Origin of the sequence: Rhodococcus sp. NPDC059969, assembly GCF_042738325.1 — a bacterium.
In the GTDB taxonomy this organism is placed as follows: domain Bacteria; phylum Actinomycetota; class Actinomycetes; order Mycobacteriales; family Mycobacteriaceae; genus Rhodococcus_F.
The window spans coordinates 13,892-28,274 of the sequence record NZ_JBHWUF010000008.1 but is presented as its reverse complement, the minus strand read 5'-3'; the positions used below and the strand labels follow the sequence as shown (position 1 = coordinate 28,274).

Below are 14,383 nucleotides of genomic sequence, written 5' to 3'. Positions count from 1 at the left end.
GTAAAGGTTTGCAGCGAGTCTTTCACAGCGCACCTGGGGTAGCCAATTCGTCATCGGACCCGTCCATTCGGGCTGCGGCTACGAATGTCTGTCAATGAGCCGAGAAGAAGAGCACACAGCACCTGTCGATGAGTGGCTGACGACCAAACAGGTTGCGGCACTGTTCCACGTCGACCGGACCACGGTATCCAGATGGGCGAGGGAGGGCAAAGTCGGAACTCTGAGAACGCTTGGCGGACATCGGAGATACCGACGGTCGGAGATCGAGAAGTTGTTGCGTAACCGCTTGACGACACTCGACCCGACGTAACCTCCGGCGTGAAGCAGACAGGTCGCCGAGCACGATGAGGGCTCGGCGACCTGTTTGGTCAGCAGAAACTGATTACACCTTGGGGACGCGGATGATGAGTGCGTCGCCTTGTCCGCCGCCGCCGCAGAGTGCGGCTGCGCCGATGCCGCCGCCGCGGCGTTGCAGTTCGAGGGCGAGGTGCAGGGCGATGCGGGCACCGGACATGCCCAGGGGGTGTCCGACGGCGATGGCGCCGCCGTTGACGTTGACCTTGGTGGGGTCGAGGCCGAGTTCGCGGGTGGAGGCGATCCCGACGGCGGCGAACGCTTCGTTGATTTCGACGAGGTCGAGGTCGGTGGGGTCGATACCTTCCTTGGCGCAGGCCTTCGCGATGGCCCGGGCGGGCTGGGACTGGAGGGTGGAGTCCGGTCCGGCGACGACGCCGTGGGCACCGATTTCCGCGATCCAGGTCAGGCCGAGTTCTTCGGCCTTGGTTTTGCTCATCACCACGACGGCGGCGGCGCCGTCGGAGATCGGGGAGGCGGAGCCGGCGGTGATGGTGCCGTCCTTGCTGAACGCGGGACGCAGTGTGCCGAGGGATTCGGTGGTGGTGTCGGCGCGGATGCCTTCGTCCTGCGCGAAGACGATGGGGTCGCCCTTGCGTTGGGGGATGGAGACGGGGACGACTTCGTTGTCGAAGTAGCCGTCTTTCCAGGCGCGGGCCGCGTTCTGGTGTGAGGCGGCGGCGAAGGCGTCCTGCTCGGCGCGGGTGATGTGGGTGCTCTCGTGTTGGTTGACCTGTTCGGTGAGCAGGCCCATGGCCTGGTCGGTGAAGATGTCGTGGAGGCCGTCGTAGGCCATGTGGTCGCGCATCGTGACGTCGCCGTACTTGAAGCCTTCGCGGCTCTTTTCGAGCATGTGGGGTGCGCGGGACATCGATTCCTGCCCGCCGGCGACGACGATGTCGAATTCGCCGGCGCGGATGAGTTGGTCGGCGAGGGCGATGGCGTCGATGCCGGACAGGCACACCTTGTTGATGCTCAGGGCGGGCACGTTCATGGGGATGCCGGCGGCGACGGCGGCTTGGCGGGCGGGCATCTGGCCGGCGCCGGCGGTGAGGACCTGTCCCATGATGACGTACTCGACCTGCTCGGGTGCGACTCCGGACTTGTCCAGGGCGCCCTTGATGGCGATGCCGCCGAGGTCGGACCCGGAGAGGTCCTTCAACGATCCGAGGAGTCGACCCATCGGGGTACGAGCTCCCGCAACAATCACAGTTGTCGTGTCGGTCATGCCAGTTCTACTTTCAGTTCGGTGCCGGTTGCGGCGACAACGTCTTCGACGCTGACATCGGGGGCGAGTTCACGCAGGACGAGTGGACCGTCTTCGCTCACGTCGATGACGGCGAGGTTGGTGATGATCCGATTCACCACTCCCTGGCCGGTGAGCGGCAGGGTGCAGGCGTCGACGATCTTGGGGTTGCCGTCGCGGTCGTTGTGCTCCATGACGACGATGACGCGTCGGGCGCCGTGGACCAGGTCCATTGCGCCGCCCATACCCTTGACCATCTTGCCTGGCACCATCCAGTTGGCAAGGTCGCCCGTCTTCGACACCTGCATACCGCCGAGGACTGCGGTGTCGATGTGGCCGCCGCGGATCATCCCGAACGAGAGGGCGGAGTCGAAATATGCCGCACCCGGATTGACGGTGACCGTCTCCTTGCCTGCGTTGATGAGGTCAGGATCGACGTTGTCCTCGGTGGGATACGGTCCCGTGCCGAGAATTCCGTTCTCCGAGTGCAGGACCACACGAACGTCCGAGCCCAGGTATCCGGGAATCAGTGTGGGAAGGCCGATTCCGAGATTGACGTACTCGCCGTCGATCATCTCTGCGGCCGCCCGTGCTGCCATCTGCTGGCGCGTCCAACCCGTCACTGTCACTGGTGCGGTCATCGTGTGGTTCCTTCCGAAGCGCTGACGGTTCGCTTTTCGATTCGCTTGTTCTGAGGTCCGGTGTGAACAATGCGCTGGACGAACACCCCAGGCAGATGCACTGACGCCGGATCGATCTCGCCGGGCTCGACCAGGCGTTCCACCTGCGCGATCGTGATGCGACCGGCCATAGCGGCGAGGGGGTTGAAGTTCATCGCGGTCTTGTCGAACACGAGGTTGCCGTCGGTGTCTCCGAGAACAGCGTGCACGAGTGCGTAGTCGGCGTTGATCGCCTCTTCCATCACGTAACGCTTGGCGCCAAAGACGCGAGTCTCCTTCGGGGGAGAGGCGATTGCGATCGAGCCGTCGGCGTCGTAGCGCCACGGCATTCCGCCGTCGGAGATGGGGCTACCCACTCCGGCCGGTGTGAAGAACGCCGGGATTCCGGTGCCGCCGGCGCGAAGACGCTCCGCGAGCGTGCCCTGCGGCGTCAGTTCCACTTCGAGCTCGCCGGCAAGGTACTGCCGGGCGAACTCCTTGTTCTCACCGACGTACGACGCGGTCACCCGTCGGATACGTCCCGCGCTCAGCAAGATTCCGAGGCCGTGATCGTCGACGCCGCAGTTGTTGGAGAACACCTCGAGGTCGGTTGCACTGGTAGCTGCGATCGCGTCGATCAGTACGTCGGGGATGCCGCACAAACCGAATCCGCCGACTGCCAGCGTTGCGCCGTCGACGATGTCGGCGACCGCGTCTGCTGCGGACTCGTACACCTTTGCTGTCATGTTCTCTCCCTGCCAGGCGTTCATTGAGTAGACACTCACTCACTTCGGTATCCAGTGAACTATCTCCAGTTCACAGGTTCAAGCAATCTCGAACATCGACAGAGAACTGATCGACTACTGACCATCTGAAGTAATTTCGTTCACTCAATGGACGCTAGGATGAAGGCATGCCAACTCACGAGCAATCGCCGGCCATGGTCGCGCGGGTGGCGGCACTTCTACGAGCCCTCGGCGCGTCCGAACCAACGGGCTCTTCCACCACGGAATTGGGCAAGCTCACTGGCCTCGCTCGGCCCACCGCGCACCGACTGCTTACGTCCTTGGCTGCCGAAGGACTGGTCGATCGTGACGCACGAACCGGTCGGTGGTCTCTCGGTCCGGAGTTGTACCTCCTGGGGGCGGCGGCCGGAAATCGGTACGACATCACCGACCGCGCTCGTGACGTCGTCGACGAACTTGCCCGGGTCACGGGGGAGAGCGCATTCCTGTCGGCACGTCGAGGTGACGAGACTGTCTGCGTCCTGAGTCAGGAAGGCAGTTTTCCGCTGCGATCTCACGTGCTGCACGAGGGGAAGCGTTTCCCGTTGGGAGTCGCTTCGGCCGGCCTTGCCATCTTGAGCCACCTACCGGCGCGCGACGTCGACGACTATTTCGCCCGGGTGAATCTGGAATCGGAATGGGGTGAGATTCACAGTGAGACATCGATTCGAGAGCGAATCGAGTCGACGCGGGTCACCGGCTACGCCGTCAATCCAGCCCTCATCGTCGAGGGAAGCTGGGGGATGGGTGCCGCGGTGTTCGACCGCAACGGTCGCCCGGCCTGGGCGTTGAGCCTGACCGGAGTGGAAACTCGCTTCCGGCCCGCGCGTCATGCCGAGTTGGGAACGCTGCTCCTCGAGCACGCTCACACACTGTCGAACCGATTGAAAACGCATGCAGTGAACTAGCTTTCGGAAACCAGGTCTTGTGCAGCAGTAGTTTTTGCCTTCGTGCGCACATGTGCCTTCTCGCCTTGCGGGCCGAAAAGATGCAAGATTTCCACCACCTGTTCATCGGCAGGCCCGAACCAATGGGGCTCGGCAGTGTCGAACTCCGCGACTTCACCGGGGTGTAGGAGAACCTCGTTCGCCCCCAGGATGAGACGCAGATCCCCGGCGAGGACGTAGAGCCATTCGTAGCCGGCGTGGGTGACCAGCTTCGGTGGACGCGGACCGATCACCTGCTTGAAGACCTGCACGCGGCCGGGATAGCGCGTCAATGGAACGACGGCACTGCCGTTCTTGCGTCGGCTCGGGGTGAGGTGAACCCGGGGATCGCCCGTAGCGGGAGCGCCGACGAGTTGGTCCAGCGCGACCCGGTGCGCCCGGGCAAGCGGCAACAACAGATCGAGGGTGGGACGACGCTTCCCCGATTCGAGGCGTGAGAGTGCGCTGACGGAGATGCCGGTGGCCTCGGACAGCGCGTCGAGAGTCAATCCGCGATCGCGTCGAAGCGTGCGCAGCCTCGGCCCGATATCGGTGATCAACTGCTCGAATTCAGCATCCATGCCGTCCATCTTTGCAGTTTCCGCAAAATTCTTACCGACTTCGGACGCTGGAGAGCAACGATCCTTTCGACAGTCGAGTACGGCAGAGCACTTCGAGAGATGGAGTCCGACCATGAAACCTTCGAGCGGGATCGAACCGCAAGTGATCGGACTTGATGCAGGGCGGCGATGGGGCATCCTGGCGATCTGCTGCACGAGCCTGTTCGTCGTCGGGTTGGACACGACCATCGTCAACGTAGCCCTGCCGGCGATCGGTGAGGGATTTCGCGTCGGAACCCGTGGTCTGGAATGGGTCGTCAACGCGTACACACTCGTCCTGGCCAGCTTGCTGATCTCGTCCGGAGCGGTGGCCGATCGTTTCGGCAGGAGACGAGTCTTTCAGATCGGGCTTGTCGTTTTCGGGGTGGCGTCGATTGCCTGCGCACTCGCTCCGTCCGTGGAGGTGCTGATCGCGGCGCGGGTCGTCCAAGGCGTCGGTGGGTCGATGCTCAGTCCGGTTGCCTTGGCGATCGTGGTCAACGTGATGACCGACCCGAAGGAGCGGGCCAAGGCGATCGGGGTGTGGGCCGCGGTCTTCGGCCTGAGTATGGCGGCAGGGCCGATCGTCGGCGGCGTGCTCATCGAAAGTTTCGGCTGGCGATCGGTTTTCTGGATCAACGTGCCGGTGATCTTGGCCGTGCTCGTCTTGACTGCTGTGTTTGTACCGGAGTCCCGAGCGCAGCTGTCGCGACGTCTCGACCTTCCCGGTCAGTTGCTACTGGTGATTCTTGTCGGCGGGGCGGTCGCCCTTCTGATCGAGGGTCCGCGAATCGGATGGTTCTCTGCCGCGGCGACGGCCGGGTACGTCGTTGTTGCTGCAGCGTTGGCCGCATTCATCCGCGTCGAAACACGCAAGCGCGAGCCACTGATGGATCTCGCACTCTTCCGCCGCAGACCGTTCTCGTCGGCTGTGGTCGGCGCTGTCGTGGTGTTCGTGGCGTTGAACGCGACGCTACTGCTCGGCACGTTCTACTTGCAGCACTCCCGCGGTATGAGTCCGGCCCTGGCCGGCGCGATCACCCTCCCGATGGCTGTTGCGGCAACGGTCTGCGCGCCGTTGTCCGGAATACTCGTCGGACGCTTCGGCCCACGGCGGCCGCTGCTGATCGCCGGTAGTTTCACGACGCTCGGTGGACTGTGCCTGGTTTCGCTCGACAACAACACGGCGATTCCGATGCTGTTGGCCGCTTACCTGTTTCTCGGTATCGGATTCGGGTTCTCGAATGCCCCCATCACCAACACCGCCGTCAACGGGCTGCCGAGATCGCAGGCGGGGCTTGCCGGTGGAATAACTTCCAGTGCACGCCAATTCGGTGCCGCTCTCGGTGTGGCGCTGGCCGGTGGCATTATCGGCGGCAGTGCACCGGTAGACGTCGCACAGGCATCGCGGCTGGGATGGATCCTGGTTGCCGGATGTGGGATCGCAGTCCTGTTAATTGCACTCGCATCTCGGAATTCCGAGGAACTCCCCGGCTGATCACCTCCCATGTTCGTGCGAGCTTCACCCTGCGCGGGTGATTCCAAGCGCGCGCCCAACCGATACAGATGATGGGGTATCAGATCGTCGTATCCGAGCGGGGAGTGCCATGTGCCAGACACCTAAGGACGCAACACCGGCCACAGTCACGGCGAATCGCGAGGCAGTCGCGCGGTATGCCATGGATGACCAGCAGGATTTTGCCGACGCGGATCGAGGGTTGATCGCTCCGTTGCCGGGCAATGTTCTCGGCGACGACGGGCATGTGGTCTTCGACCCGGACGCTTTGGCGTACATCGGTGACGACGTCCCCGCACCCGACACCGTCAACCCCAGCCTGTGGCGCCAGAGTCAGGTCATACGCCGAGGTGGGCTTTACCAGGTGACGGATCGCCTCTACCAGGTGCGGAACAACGACATCGCGAACCTGACGGTCGTAGAGGGCGACGAGGGACTGATCGTCATCGACTGTATGGCTGGAGTCGAATCGGCACGGCAGGGAATGAAGATGATTCGCGAGCACGTCAGCGACAAGCCGGTCGCGGCAATCATCTACACGCACACCCATATCGACCACTACGGCGGCGTCAAAGGAATCGTCGACGTCGAGGACGTTGCGTCGGGAAAGGTGCCGATCATCGCACCCGGCACGATCGCATCGTTCGACAAGTTCGCAATCGGTGAGAACGTTGTGGCCGGCAATGCCATGGCCCGGCGGTCTTTCTATGCCTTCGGTGGATTGCTCGACCTCGGCCCGAAAGGGGCAGTCTCCTGCGGAATCGGTGTGCTCAGCACCAAAGGCCCTCAGATCTCGTATATTTCGCCGACCGACAGCATCACGGAGACCGGAACGAAGCGTGAGATCGCCGGTCTGGAATTCGAGTTCCTGTATGCGCCGGATACCGAGGCCCCGGAGGAAATGCACATCTGGATCCCCGAACTCGCCGCGCTGACCTGTGCGGAGAACGCCAATCATTCGCTCCACAACATCCAGACCCTCAGAGGCGCGCGCACTCGCGACGCTCGGAACTTCGCTCGGTATCTGGACGAGACTCTCGAACGATGGGGAGACGAAGCGGCTGTTCACTACGGACCGCACACGTGGCCGGTGTGGGGTAACGAGAACCTGGTGCCGTTCATCGAATCGCAAAGGGACACTTACAAGTACATTCACGACCAGGCGCTCCGTCTCGCGAACAAGGGGTACACACCGCTCGAAGCTGCCGAGGTGATCGAACTGCCGGACGAACTCGGGCGCAAGTGGTACAACCGCGGATATCACGGAACTCTGCACCACGACGTTCGCGCCGTGTACACCAAGGAACTGGGAATGTGGGACGGCGATCCGGTGTCGCTTCATCCACATCCGCCGGTCGAATCGGCGAAGAGGTTCGTTGATCTCCTTGGCGCGCAGAAGATCCTGGACGAGGGCAAGCGGGCATTCGACGCCGCGGACTACCGATGGGCGGCAGAGATCCTGCACAAGTTGGTGTTCGCGCAACCGGAGAACACCGAAGCGAGGAACCTCCAAGCCGACGTCTACGAGCAGATGGGCTATCAAGCCGAGGGGCCACAGTGGCGTGGGATCTATCTCTCGGCCGCTCTGGAGCTCCGTGAAGGCGCCCAGCCCGCCCCCTATGTCACCGCGAGCCAGGACAGTGTCCTCGCGATGCCCATCGACATCCTCTTCGACTTCGTCGCAATACATCTCATCGGCGACAAGGCCACCGACGCGGAACTGCGGATCGATTTCGTGTTCACCGATCGCGGCGATGAGGCATGGACTGCGTGGGTCAAGCGCGGCGTCCTCAATGCACGTAAGGGCGCGTCACCGAACACACAACTGACGGTCTCGGGCCCGAAAGCGGCACTCGTGGGAGCGCTTCTGCAACCGGGCGCGGCCGCCGAACTGGCCAAGGCCGGGAAGATTTCGCTCGACGGAGACGAATCAGCGCTCGAGACGCTGGGAGGGTTGCTCGATACCTTCGATCCCAGTTTCAATATCGTCACGCCGTAACGAAGGGATAGTTTTCGATGTGTACACGCTTGGTCTACTTGGGGCCCAACGACACTGTGATCACTGCTCGATCGATGGATTGGAAGGTCGATCTCGGAACAAACCTCTGGGCTTTCCCGCGCGGCATGACCAGAGGGGGCTGCGCAGGTCCGAACTCGATACAGTGGACGTCGAAATATGGAAGTGTTGTCGCGACGGCCTACGACATGTGCACGACCGACGGGGTCAACGAGGCTGGGCTGTCTGCCAATCTCTTGTGGTTGGTCGAGTCCGAGTACCCGACGTATGACGGTTCGACCCCGGGATTGTCGATCGCGGCGTGGGCGCAATACGTCCTGGATCGCTTTGCGACAGTTCAGGAAGCGGTCGAAGTGCTCGCGTCGGAACCGTTCACGGTAGTGACCGCTGCCGTTCCCGGCGAAGACCGCCTCGCAACGCTGCACATGTCGCTCTCGGACGCTGGGGGAGACAGCGCGATCATCGAGTACGTCGGTGGACGCCCGACGATTCATCACAGTCGCGAGTACCAGGTGATGACCAATTCGCCGATCTTCGATCAGCAACTCGCCGTCAACGAGTACTGGAAGCAGATCAACGGAACCGTCATGCTGCCCGGAACCAACCGTGCCGCTGATCGATTCGCGCGGGCATCGTTCTATGTGGATGCGATACCGCAGACGGACGATCCGCGGTCGGCATTGGCATCCACCTTCAGTGTTATTCGGAATGTGTCTGTGCCGCTGGGTATTTCGACTCCCGACGAGCCCAACATCTCGTCGACCCGTTGGCGTACGGTCGTCGATCACAAACGCACGCTCTATTTCTTCGAGTCGGCGATGACACCGAATACTTTCTGGGTGGACGTGGCGTCGATGGATCTCGCGGAGGGGACGCCCGTCCGAAAGCTCGGGCTCGGCGCGAACGAGAGCACCGTCTATTCCGGTGATTCCACTGACCAGTTCGAGCGGGCGGAGGCATTCACGTTCGCGGGAGCATAGGGATTCCGGGGCCGCAAAGATCCAATCGTGAAACTTCTTGACATTTACACTCCGTTCAGATGAAACTTTGTTGCATATTCGGGTTTCGTCAACGGAGGACGGCATGGGCATCACAGTGCAGACACGGAACGATGGTGCGCAGCTCAAACGGCGCAGGGCGCTCGTCGCCGGCTCCGTCGGAAATTTCATCGAGTGGTACGAGTTCGGTGTGTACGGGTTCTTCGCGACGATCATCGCGTCGAACTTCTTCAGCGCCGACGGTTCCGGCGATCTCGAAAGCCTGATCAAGACGTATGCGTCGTTTGCGTTGGCGTTCTTCTTCCGCCCCGTGGGTGCCGCGCTGTTCGGTCGACTCGGTGATCGCATCGGCCGACGTCCCACCCTGGTGATCGTTCTTCTGCTGATGTCGGCTGCGACGACCCTGATCGGTGTGCTCCCCACCTACGAGAGCGTCGGAATTCTGGCACCGCTTCTCTTGACGGTCCTTCGAATTCTGCAGGGATTGTCGGCCGGTGGTGAGTTCGGCGGTGCAGTGTCGGTGATGACCGAGTTCGCTCCGCCCGGACGACGTGGGCTGTACGGCTCGTGGCAGTCGTTCACCGTCGCACTCGGACTGCTCGCCGGTGCGGGTATCGCAGCACTCCTCGCCACTGTCCTCGACCCGTCACAGCTCAGTGACTGGGGCTGGCGCATCCCGTTCCTCCTTGCACTCCCGATGGGGCTGGTTGCCCTGTGGCTCAGGCTCCGGCTCGAAGAAACGCCGTCGTTCGAGCGTGCTCGATCAGTCCAGTCCGAACCGACAGCTGATGCGCCGGCGCCGGTCGTGCAGCCGACTGTCCGAGAGACGGCCAAGGCGATTCTGCTCGGAATCGGGCGGTTGATGGGGTGGTCTGCTGCCGGTTACACCTTCCTCGTCGTCATGCCTACTTATCTTCAGAGTTCGCTCAACGCGACTTTCCATCAGGCACTTGTTGCTTCCGTGCTCGCCAATGCGGGCTTCGCGGTGACCATTCCGATCGCGGGTGGACTCAGCGATCGCATCGGACGACGCGCGGTCATGCTCACCGGCACCGTGATAATTCTGGTCTTGGCTCTGCCGCTGCTCAACGTCCTGCAGAACGAGCAGACGTCTCTGACAGCCAAGGGATTTGCAGTGTTTGCCGCCGGCGCCGCAGTGGGACTTGTTGCCGGGCCCGGACCCGCCATGCTCTCCGAGATGTTCCCCACTTCGGTTCGGTACACCGGATTGGGACTCGCATACTCCCTGTCCAACGCGGTCTTTTCGGGCTGCGCCGGTCTGATCATCACGTGGCTGATCAAGGAAACTTCCAATCTCGATATTCCGGCCTACTTCGTGATGGCAACGTGCGCCGTCAGTGCGATCGCCTTGAGTACCTTGCGAGGAAATGCCCACATGCGGGCACTCGTCGACTGACCGCAGCTTTTCCGAATGCCGAAACGATCCGAGTAAGGGATATTTCATGAGAGTCATCGGCCTGATGTCCGGTACTTCGTACGACGCTATCGACGCTGCCGCAGCAGACATCCGGATCGACGGGGACACTCTTGTGCTCACCCCACTGGGGATGGTCAGCGAACCGTATTCCGGTGAGTTGCGGGCTGCGGTGGCGGCTGCGGTACCGCCGGCGTCCACGACTGTCGGTCAGATCTGCCAACTCGACACCGAGATCGGACAGGCATTTGCGGCCGTCGCCGCGCGGGCGAACGCGGAACTGTGCGGTGGCAATGCGGAATTGATCTCCTCACATGGTCAGACGATGTTCCACTGGGTCGAAGGAGTGCAGGTAAAGGGCACTCTTCAGCTCGGGCAGCCGGCCTGGATAGCCGAGAAGACCGGATGCACGGTCGTGTCGGACCTGCGCTCTCGCGACGTGGCGACCGGTGGTCAGGGTGCGCCACTGGTCAGCGCGTTCGACGTATTGTGGCTCAACGGAAGAACTTCGGGTTCCGTCGCGCTCAATCTCGGTGGCATCGCCAACGTCACTGCTCCGGGTGGCGCCCCGACATCGACGGCAGATGGTGCCGCAGTACCGATTGCCTTCGACACCGGCCCCGCAAATGCGCTGATCGACTCTGCGGTAAGCGAATTCACGGCGGGGGAGCAGTGGTTCGATCTCGGTGGGGCTCTGGGCGCAGCCGGCACACCGAACGTCGATCTGCTGGCACATCTACTGAGCGAACCGTATTACGCGCAGCCCGCTCCCAAGAGCACGGGCAAGGAATTGTTCCATCGGGACTATCTACTCGCAGCTCTGCGGGGCTACGAATCCTTGTCTCTGGCTGACATCGTCGCGACACTGACTGCACTGACCGCCCGGACGGTAGCCGATTCCGTCAGAGGGCTGGCAGCCACCGAGGTAGTGGTGTCAGGTGGTGGCACCAAGAATCCGACGTTGATGGCGATGCTCCGTGACGAACTGGGCGACATCGCGCTTGTCTCTTCGGACGAACTCGGCGTCACCTCCGACATCAAGGAAGCATTGGCTTTCGCGGTTCTCGGCTTTCTCACCGCACACGGATTGCCCGGAAGCATTGCTTCGTGCACCGGTGCGCGTCACGCCAGTGTGCTCGGATCTCTGACGCCAGGAAGCCGTGGGCTGCCTAGAATCACATCGGTGCCGTCAGCTCCGAAAACGATGCGAATCGAGGCGTTATGACTTTGGACCGGAGTGCTCCGGCGTCCGTCGACCTGCTTGCTCGTATTCGTGCATCACTGAGCAGCCTCTCGCCTGCCGAGTTGCGGATCGCCGAAATCATCGAAGCCGACCCCAGCCTGGCCTCCGCCCTGACGGTCAACGACCTCGCCGAGCGAGCGTCGACAAGCACGGCAACAGTGGTCCGCACAGCAAAACGACTCGGTTTCGAGGGTTATCCACAGCTTCGTCTCGCGCTGGCGGCGATCAGCGGGTCCGGTACAGAGAACACGATCCCGCTCGGTGTGGACATCGTTGCTGCCGACTCGGCTGGTGAGGTGATGGCCAAGCTCGCCGAGTTCGAATCCGAACAACTCAAGGGCACGGCGCAATTGACAGATCCTGCTGCGCTCGAAGAAGTTGTGTCCCGGATTCGATCCGCCCGCCGCGTCGAGGTGTACGGCATCGGCGCGTCTGGCATCGTCGCGCAAGACCTCACGTTGAAGCTCTCGCGTATCGACGTCAATTGCCGGGTTCATCTCGACCGCGACGCGGCGATGGTCAGTGCCAGCCTGCTCGGGCCGGACGACATCGCAGTGGGGATCTCACATTCAGGTGAGACTTCCGATGTCGTCGAGCCACTTGCTCTTGCCCGTCGTACCGGGGCGTCGACGGCTGCGATCACCGGTGGGGCGCGATCGACGCTCGCCGTGCAGTCACACCACGTTCTACTCACTGCCGGTAGAGAATTCGGTTTCCGATCGGCTGCGATGGCAAGCCGCACCGGCCAGCTGTTGGTAGTCGACACAATTTTTGCGATGGTGGCGCACTCGCTGCCCAGCGCACTCTCTGCTCTACAACGAAGCCACGATGCAATCGCTTCGAAGCGACACTGACGAGGAGTCGTCACTGTGAGATTTGATCTAGGAGGACTCGTCACAATGCAATTGGAAATGCTCTCCACCGAGAGACCCAACCCTCTCACCCGCGATCTCGACGTCATGTCGGTGTCAGACCTGCTCACGGTGATGAACCAGCAGGACGCAATCGTGGCCGACGCCGTCGCGGCGGTAATACCCGCCATCGAAGCCGCAGTCGACTTGATCGTCGCCGCACGGGCACAAGGTGGTCGACTGATCTACCTGGGAGCCGGGACAAGCGGGCGTCTAGGAGTGCTCGACGCAGTGGAATGCCCTCCGACGTTCGGGACAGATCCGGGTGAGGTGATCGGAATCATCGCCGGTGGCCCGGGAGCGTTTCTGAACGCAGTCGAGGGAGCAGAGGACGATCCGCGAGCGGCTGGGGGCGACCTGGACGCAATCTCGTTGAACGCCACCGACGTCGTCGTGGGCTTGGCGGCCAGTGGTCGTACCCCCTATGTCATCGGTGGCCTCGATCATGCCCGCGAACTCGGCGCCGCAACAGTGGCAGTCTCGTGCAACCGGGGTGCGGCAATGAGTTCTCACGCCGGCGTGGCCATCGAAGTGGACACCGGCCCCGAGATCCTCACCGGATCGACGAGGCTCAAGGCCGGGACTGCGCAGAAGATGGTGTGCAACATGCTCTCCACGGCCAGTATGGTCCGATCCGGGAAGGCATTCCACAATCTGATGGTCGATCTTCGGCCGACCAATGCCAAACTTGTCGATCGCGCAAACCGGATCGTCGCGGCAGCCACCGGAGTCGATACCGAGATCGCTTCGGAGACCATCGAGAATGCCGACGGTCATGTGAAGGCAGCGGTCGTCATGTTGTTGGCCGAATGCGACTTCGCCGAAGCAACCGAACTGTTGGAACGCGCTTCGGGTTCGGTACGCAATGCCATCGTCGGAGCCGGCAAGAGCAGTGAGGAAGCCTGAATGGAAATCGTCATCGTTCCCAGTCCGGAAGACGGCGGGCGAATTGCTGCCGATATCGTGTGCGGCGCAATGGAGAACGGAGCGCGAACGCTCGGCCTCGCGACGGGATCGTCACCGCTGCACACGTATCGAGAGCTGATCAGGCGGCATCGAGAATCGGGAGTGTCGTTCGCGGACGTGAGCGCGTATCTTCTCGACGAGTACGTAGGTCTCACGTCCGATCAGCCACAGTCCTATGCGCACACTATCCGCACGGAACTCGTGGATCACCTCGACATCCACAATGCGCGAGTGTTCAGCCCCGACGGTGGAGCCGCGGATCCCAGTGAAGCTGCCAGGCGCTACGACGCTGCCATTGCCGAAAACGGTCCCGTCGACGTGCAGATCCTCGGCATCGGCCTCAACGGACACATCGGTTTCAACGAGCCCTCCTCTTCACTTGCGTCGCGCACCCGAGTGAAGACCTTGACCGAGAGGACCCGCGCCGACAACGCACGGTTCTTCGCAGACCCGGCCGACGTGCCGCATCATGTGATCACACAAGGACTCGGAACCATCAGTGATGCACGGCATCTCGTCCTGATCGCGGACGGCGCACGCAAAGCGCCCGCCGTCCGGGCGGCGGTCGAAGGTCCGGTCTCGGCGTTCTGCCCGGCATCAGTGCTTCAGCTGCATCCACACGTGACCGTCATCGTCGACGAGGCAGCTGCCGGTGAACTCGAACTCGCGGAGTTCTACCGCTACACAACCGAGCACAAGCCTGCAGAGCAGGGCTACTGACTGAAAAG

14 protein-coding genes are annotated in these 14,383 nt (G+C 62.3%); 10 read left to right on the top strand and 4 right to left on the bottom strand.

Features of this window, described 5'->3' with window-relative positions; translation table 11 throughout:
* The first annotated feature begins 94 nt into the window (after positions 1 to 94).
* Positions 95 to 310 (top strand): BldC family transcriptional regulator, encoded by a 216-nt coding sequence (locus tag ACFWAD_RS21050; RefSeq protein WP_317551308.1) that lies wholly within the window; start codon positions 95 to 97, stop codon positions 308 to 310.
* A gap of 72 nt (positions 311 to 382) precedes the next feature.
* Here ACFWAD_RS21050 and ACFWAD_RS21045 read toward each other — a convergent pair whose 3' ends face one another.
* Genes ACFWAD_RS21045 through ACFWAD_RS21035 form a run of 3 tightly spaced genes read right to left on the bottom strand, consistent with a single transcriptional unit; the run spans position 383 to position 3,005 of the window.
* On the bottom strand, positions 383 to 1,582 hold the full coding sequence (locus ACFWAD_RS21045; protein ID WP_378547331.1) for an acetyl-CoA C-acetyltransferase: 1,200 nt from the start codon (positions 1,580 to 1,582) through the stop codon (positions 383 to 385).
* Complete coding sequence (locus ACFWAD_RS21040) at positions 1,579 to 2,241, bottom strand: 3-oxoacid CoA-transferase subunit B (RefSeq protein ID WP_003941451.1); 663 nt, start codon at positions 2,239 to 2,241, stop codon at positions 1,579 to 1,581. The genes ACFWAD_RS21045 and ACFWAD_RS21040 overlap by 4 nt, the downstream gene beginning before the upstream one ends.
* Positions 2,238 to 3,005 carry a CoA transferase subunit A gene (locus ACFWAD_RS21035; RefSeq protein ID WP_378547328.1) on the bottom strand — a complete coding sequence of 256 codons (768 nt, stop codon included), beginning with the start codon at positions 3,003 to 3,005 and terminating at the stop codon, positions 2,238 to 2,240. The genes ACFWAD_RS21040 and ACFWAD_RS21035 overlap by 4 nt, the downstream gene beginning before the upstream one ends.
* 167 nt (positions 3,006 to 3,172) lie before the next feature.
* Between ACFWAD_RS21035 and ACFWAD_RS21030 the strand changes: the two genes are divergently transcribed.
* Positions 3,173 to 3,952 carry an IclR family transcriptional regulator gene (locus tag ACFWAD_RS21030; protein WP_378547325.1) on the top strand — a complete coding sequence of 260 codons (780 nt, stop codon included), beginning with the start codon at positions 3,173 to 3,175 and terminating at the stop codon, positions 3,950 to 3,952.
* On the opposite strand, the gene ACFWAD_RS21025 is transcribed toward ACFWAD_RS21030, so the two are convergent.
* On the bottom strand, positions 3,949 to 4,551 hold the full coding sequence (locus ACFWAD_RS21025; protein WP_378547815.1) for a helix-turn-helix domain-containing protein: 603 nt from the start codon (positions 4,549 to 4,551) through the stop codon (positions 3,949 to 3,951). The two genes, ACFWAD_RS21030 and ACFWAD_RS21025, sit on opposite strands and share 4 nt — an antisense overlap.
* 112 nt (positions 4,552 to 4,663) lie before the next feature.
* Between ACFWAD_RS21025 and ACFWAD_RS21020 the strand changes: the two genes are divergently transcribed.
* The 8 genes from ACFWAD_RS21020 to nagB all read left to right on the top strand — a co-directional run bounded on the left by ACFWAD_RS21020 (position 4,664) and on the right by nagB (position 14,375).
* Complete coding sequence (locus tag ACFWAD_RS21020) at positions 4,664 to 6,067, top strand: MFS transporter (protein WP_378547322.1); 1,404 nt, start codon at positions 4,664 to 4,666, stop codon at positions 6,065 to 6,067.
* Between the two features lie 109 nt (positions 6,068 to 6,176).
* A complete protein-coding gene (locus tag ACFWAD_RS21015) occupies positions 6,177 to 8,084 on the top strand; it encodes an alkyl/aryl-sulfatase (protein ID WP_378547319.1) in 1,908 nt (635 codons plus the stop codon).
* A gap of 17 nt (positions 8,085 to 8,101) precedes the next feature.
* Positions 8,102 to 9,082, top strand: a complete 981-nt coding sequence (locus tag ACFWAD_RS21010; RefSeq protein WP_378547316.1) for a linear amide C-N hydrolase — start codon at positions 8,102 to 8,104, stop codon at positions 9,080 to 9,082.
* Between the two features lie 103 nt (positions 9,083 to 9,185).
* On the top strand, positions 9,186 to 10,517 hold the full coding sequence (locus tag ACFWAD_RS21005) for an MFS transporter (protein ID WP_378547313.1): 1,332 nt from the start codon (positions 9,186 to 9,188) through the stop codon (positions 10,515 to 10,517).
* A 46-nt stretch (positions 10,518 to 10,563) separates the two neighbouring features.
* A complete protein-coding gene (locus ACFWAD_RS21000; protein WP_378547310.1) occupies positions 10,564 to 11,760 on the top strand; it encodes an anhydro-N-acetylmuramic acid kinase in 1,197 nt (398 codons plus the stop codon).
* On the top strand, positions 11,757 to 12,632 hold the full coding sequence (locus ACFWAD_RS20995) for a MurR/RpiR family transcriptional regulator (RefSeq protein WP_378547307.1): 876 nt from the start codon (positions 11,757 to 11,759) through the stop codon (positions 12,630 to 12,632). Before ACFWAD_RS21000 ends, ACFWAD_RS20995 begins: the two co-directional genes overlap by 4 nt.
* A 45-nt stretch (positions 12,633 to 12,677) precedes the next feature.
* On the top strand, positions 12,678 to 13,595 hold the full coding sequence (gene murQ, locus ACFWAD_RS20990; RefSeq protein WP_378547304.1) for an N-acetylmuramic acid 6-phosphate etherase: 918 nt from the start codon (positions 12,678 to 12,680) through the stop codon (positions 13,593 to 13,595).
* Complete coding sequence (nagB, locus tag ACFWAD_RS20985) at positions 13,596 to 14,375, top strand: glucosamine-6-phosphate deaminase (protein ID WP_378535664.1); 780 nt, start codon at positions 13,596 to 13,598, stop codon at positions 14,373 to 14,375.
* Positions 14,376 to 14,383: the final 8 nt, after the last annotated feature.

Excerpts from the sequence above, each read along its gene's own strand:
- ACFWAD_RS21050 (WP_317551308.1), top strand. The coding sequence starts at position 95 with ATGAGCCGAGAAGAAGAGCACACAGCACCTGTCGATGAGTGGCTGACG.
- ACFWAD_RS21045 (WP_378547331.1), bottom strand. The coding sequence starts at position 1,582 with ATGACCGACACGACAACTGTGATTGTTGCGGGAGCTCGTACCCCGATG.
- ACFWAD_RS21040 (WP_003941451.1), bottom strand. The coding sequence starts at position 2,241 with ATGACCGCACCAGTGACAGTGACGGGTTGGACGCGCCAGCAGATGGCA.
- ACFWAD_RS21035 (WP_378547328.1), bottom strand. The coding sequence starts at position 3,005 with ATGACAGCAAAGGTGTACGAGTCCGCAGCAGACGCGGTCGCCGACATC.
- ACFWAD_RS21030 (WP_378547325.1), top strand. The coding sequence starts at position 3,173 with ATGCCAACTCACGAGCAATCGCCGGCCATGGTCGCGCGGGTGGCGGCA.
- ACFWAD_RS21025 (WP_378547815.1), bottom strand. The coding sequence starts at position 4,551 with ATGGATGCTGAATTCGAGCAGTTGATCACCGATATCGGGCCGAGGCTG.
- ACFWAD_RS21020 (WP_378547322.1), top strand. The coding sequence starts at position 4,664 with ATGAAACCTTCGAGCGGGATCGAACCGCAAGTGATCGGACTTGATGCA.
- ACFWAD_RS21015 (WP_378547319.1), top strand. The coding sequence starts at position 6,177 with ATGTGCCAGACACCTAAGGACGCAACACCGGCCACAGTCACGGCGAAT.
- ACFWAD_RS21010 (WP_378547316.1), top strand. The coding sequence starts at position 8,102 with ATGTGTACACGCTTGGTCTACTTGGGGCCCAACGACACTGTGATCACT.
- ACFWAD_RS21005 (WP_378547313.1), top strand. The coding sequence starts at position 9,186 with ATGGGCATCACAGTGCAGACACGGAACGATGGTGCGCAGCTCAAACGG.
- ACFWAD_RS21000 (WP_378547310.1), top strand. The coding sequence starts at position 10,564 with ATGAGAGTCATCGGCCTGATGTCCGGTACTTCGTACGACGCTATCGAC.
- ACFWAD_RS20995 (WP_378547307.1), top strand. The coding sequence starts at position 11,757 with ATGACTTTGGACCGGAGTGCTCCGGCGTCCGTCGACCTGCTTGCTCGT.
- murQ (WP_378547304.1), top strand. The coding sequence starts at position 12,678 with ATGCAATTGGAAATGCTCTCCACCGAGAGACCCAACCCTCTCACCCGC.
- nagB (WP_378535664.1), top strand. The coding sequence starts at position 13,596 with ATGGAAATCGTCATCGTTCCCAGTCCGGAAGACGGCGGGCGAATTGCT.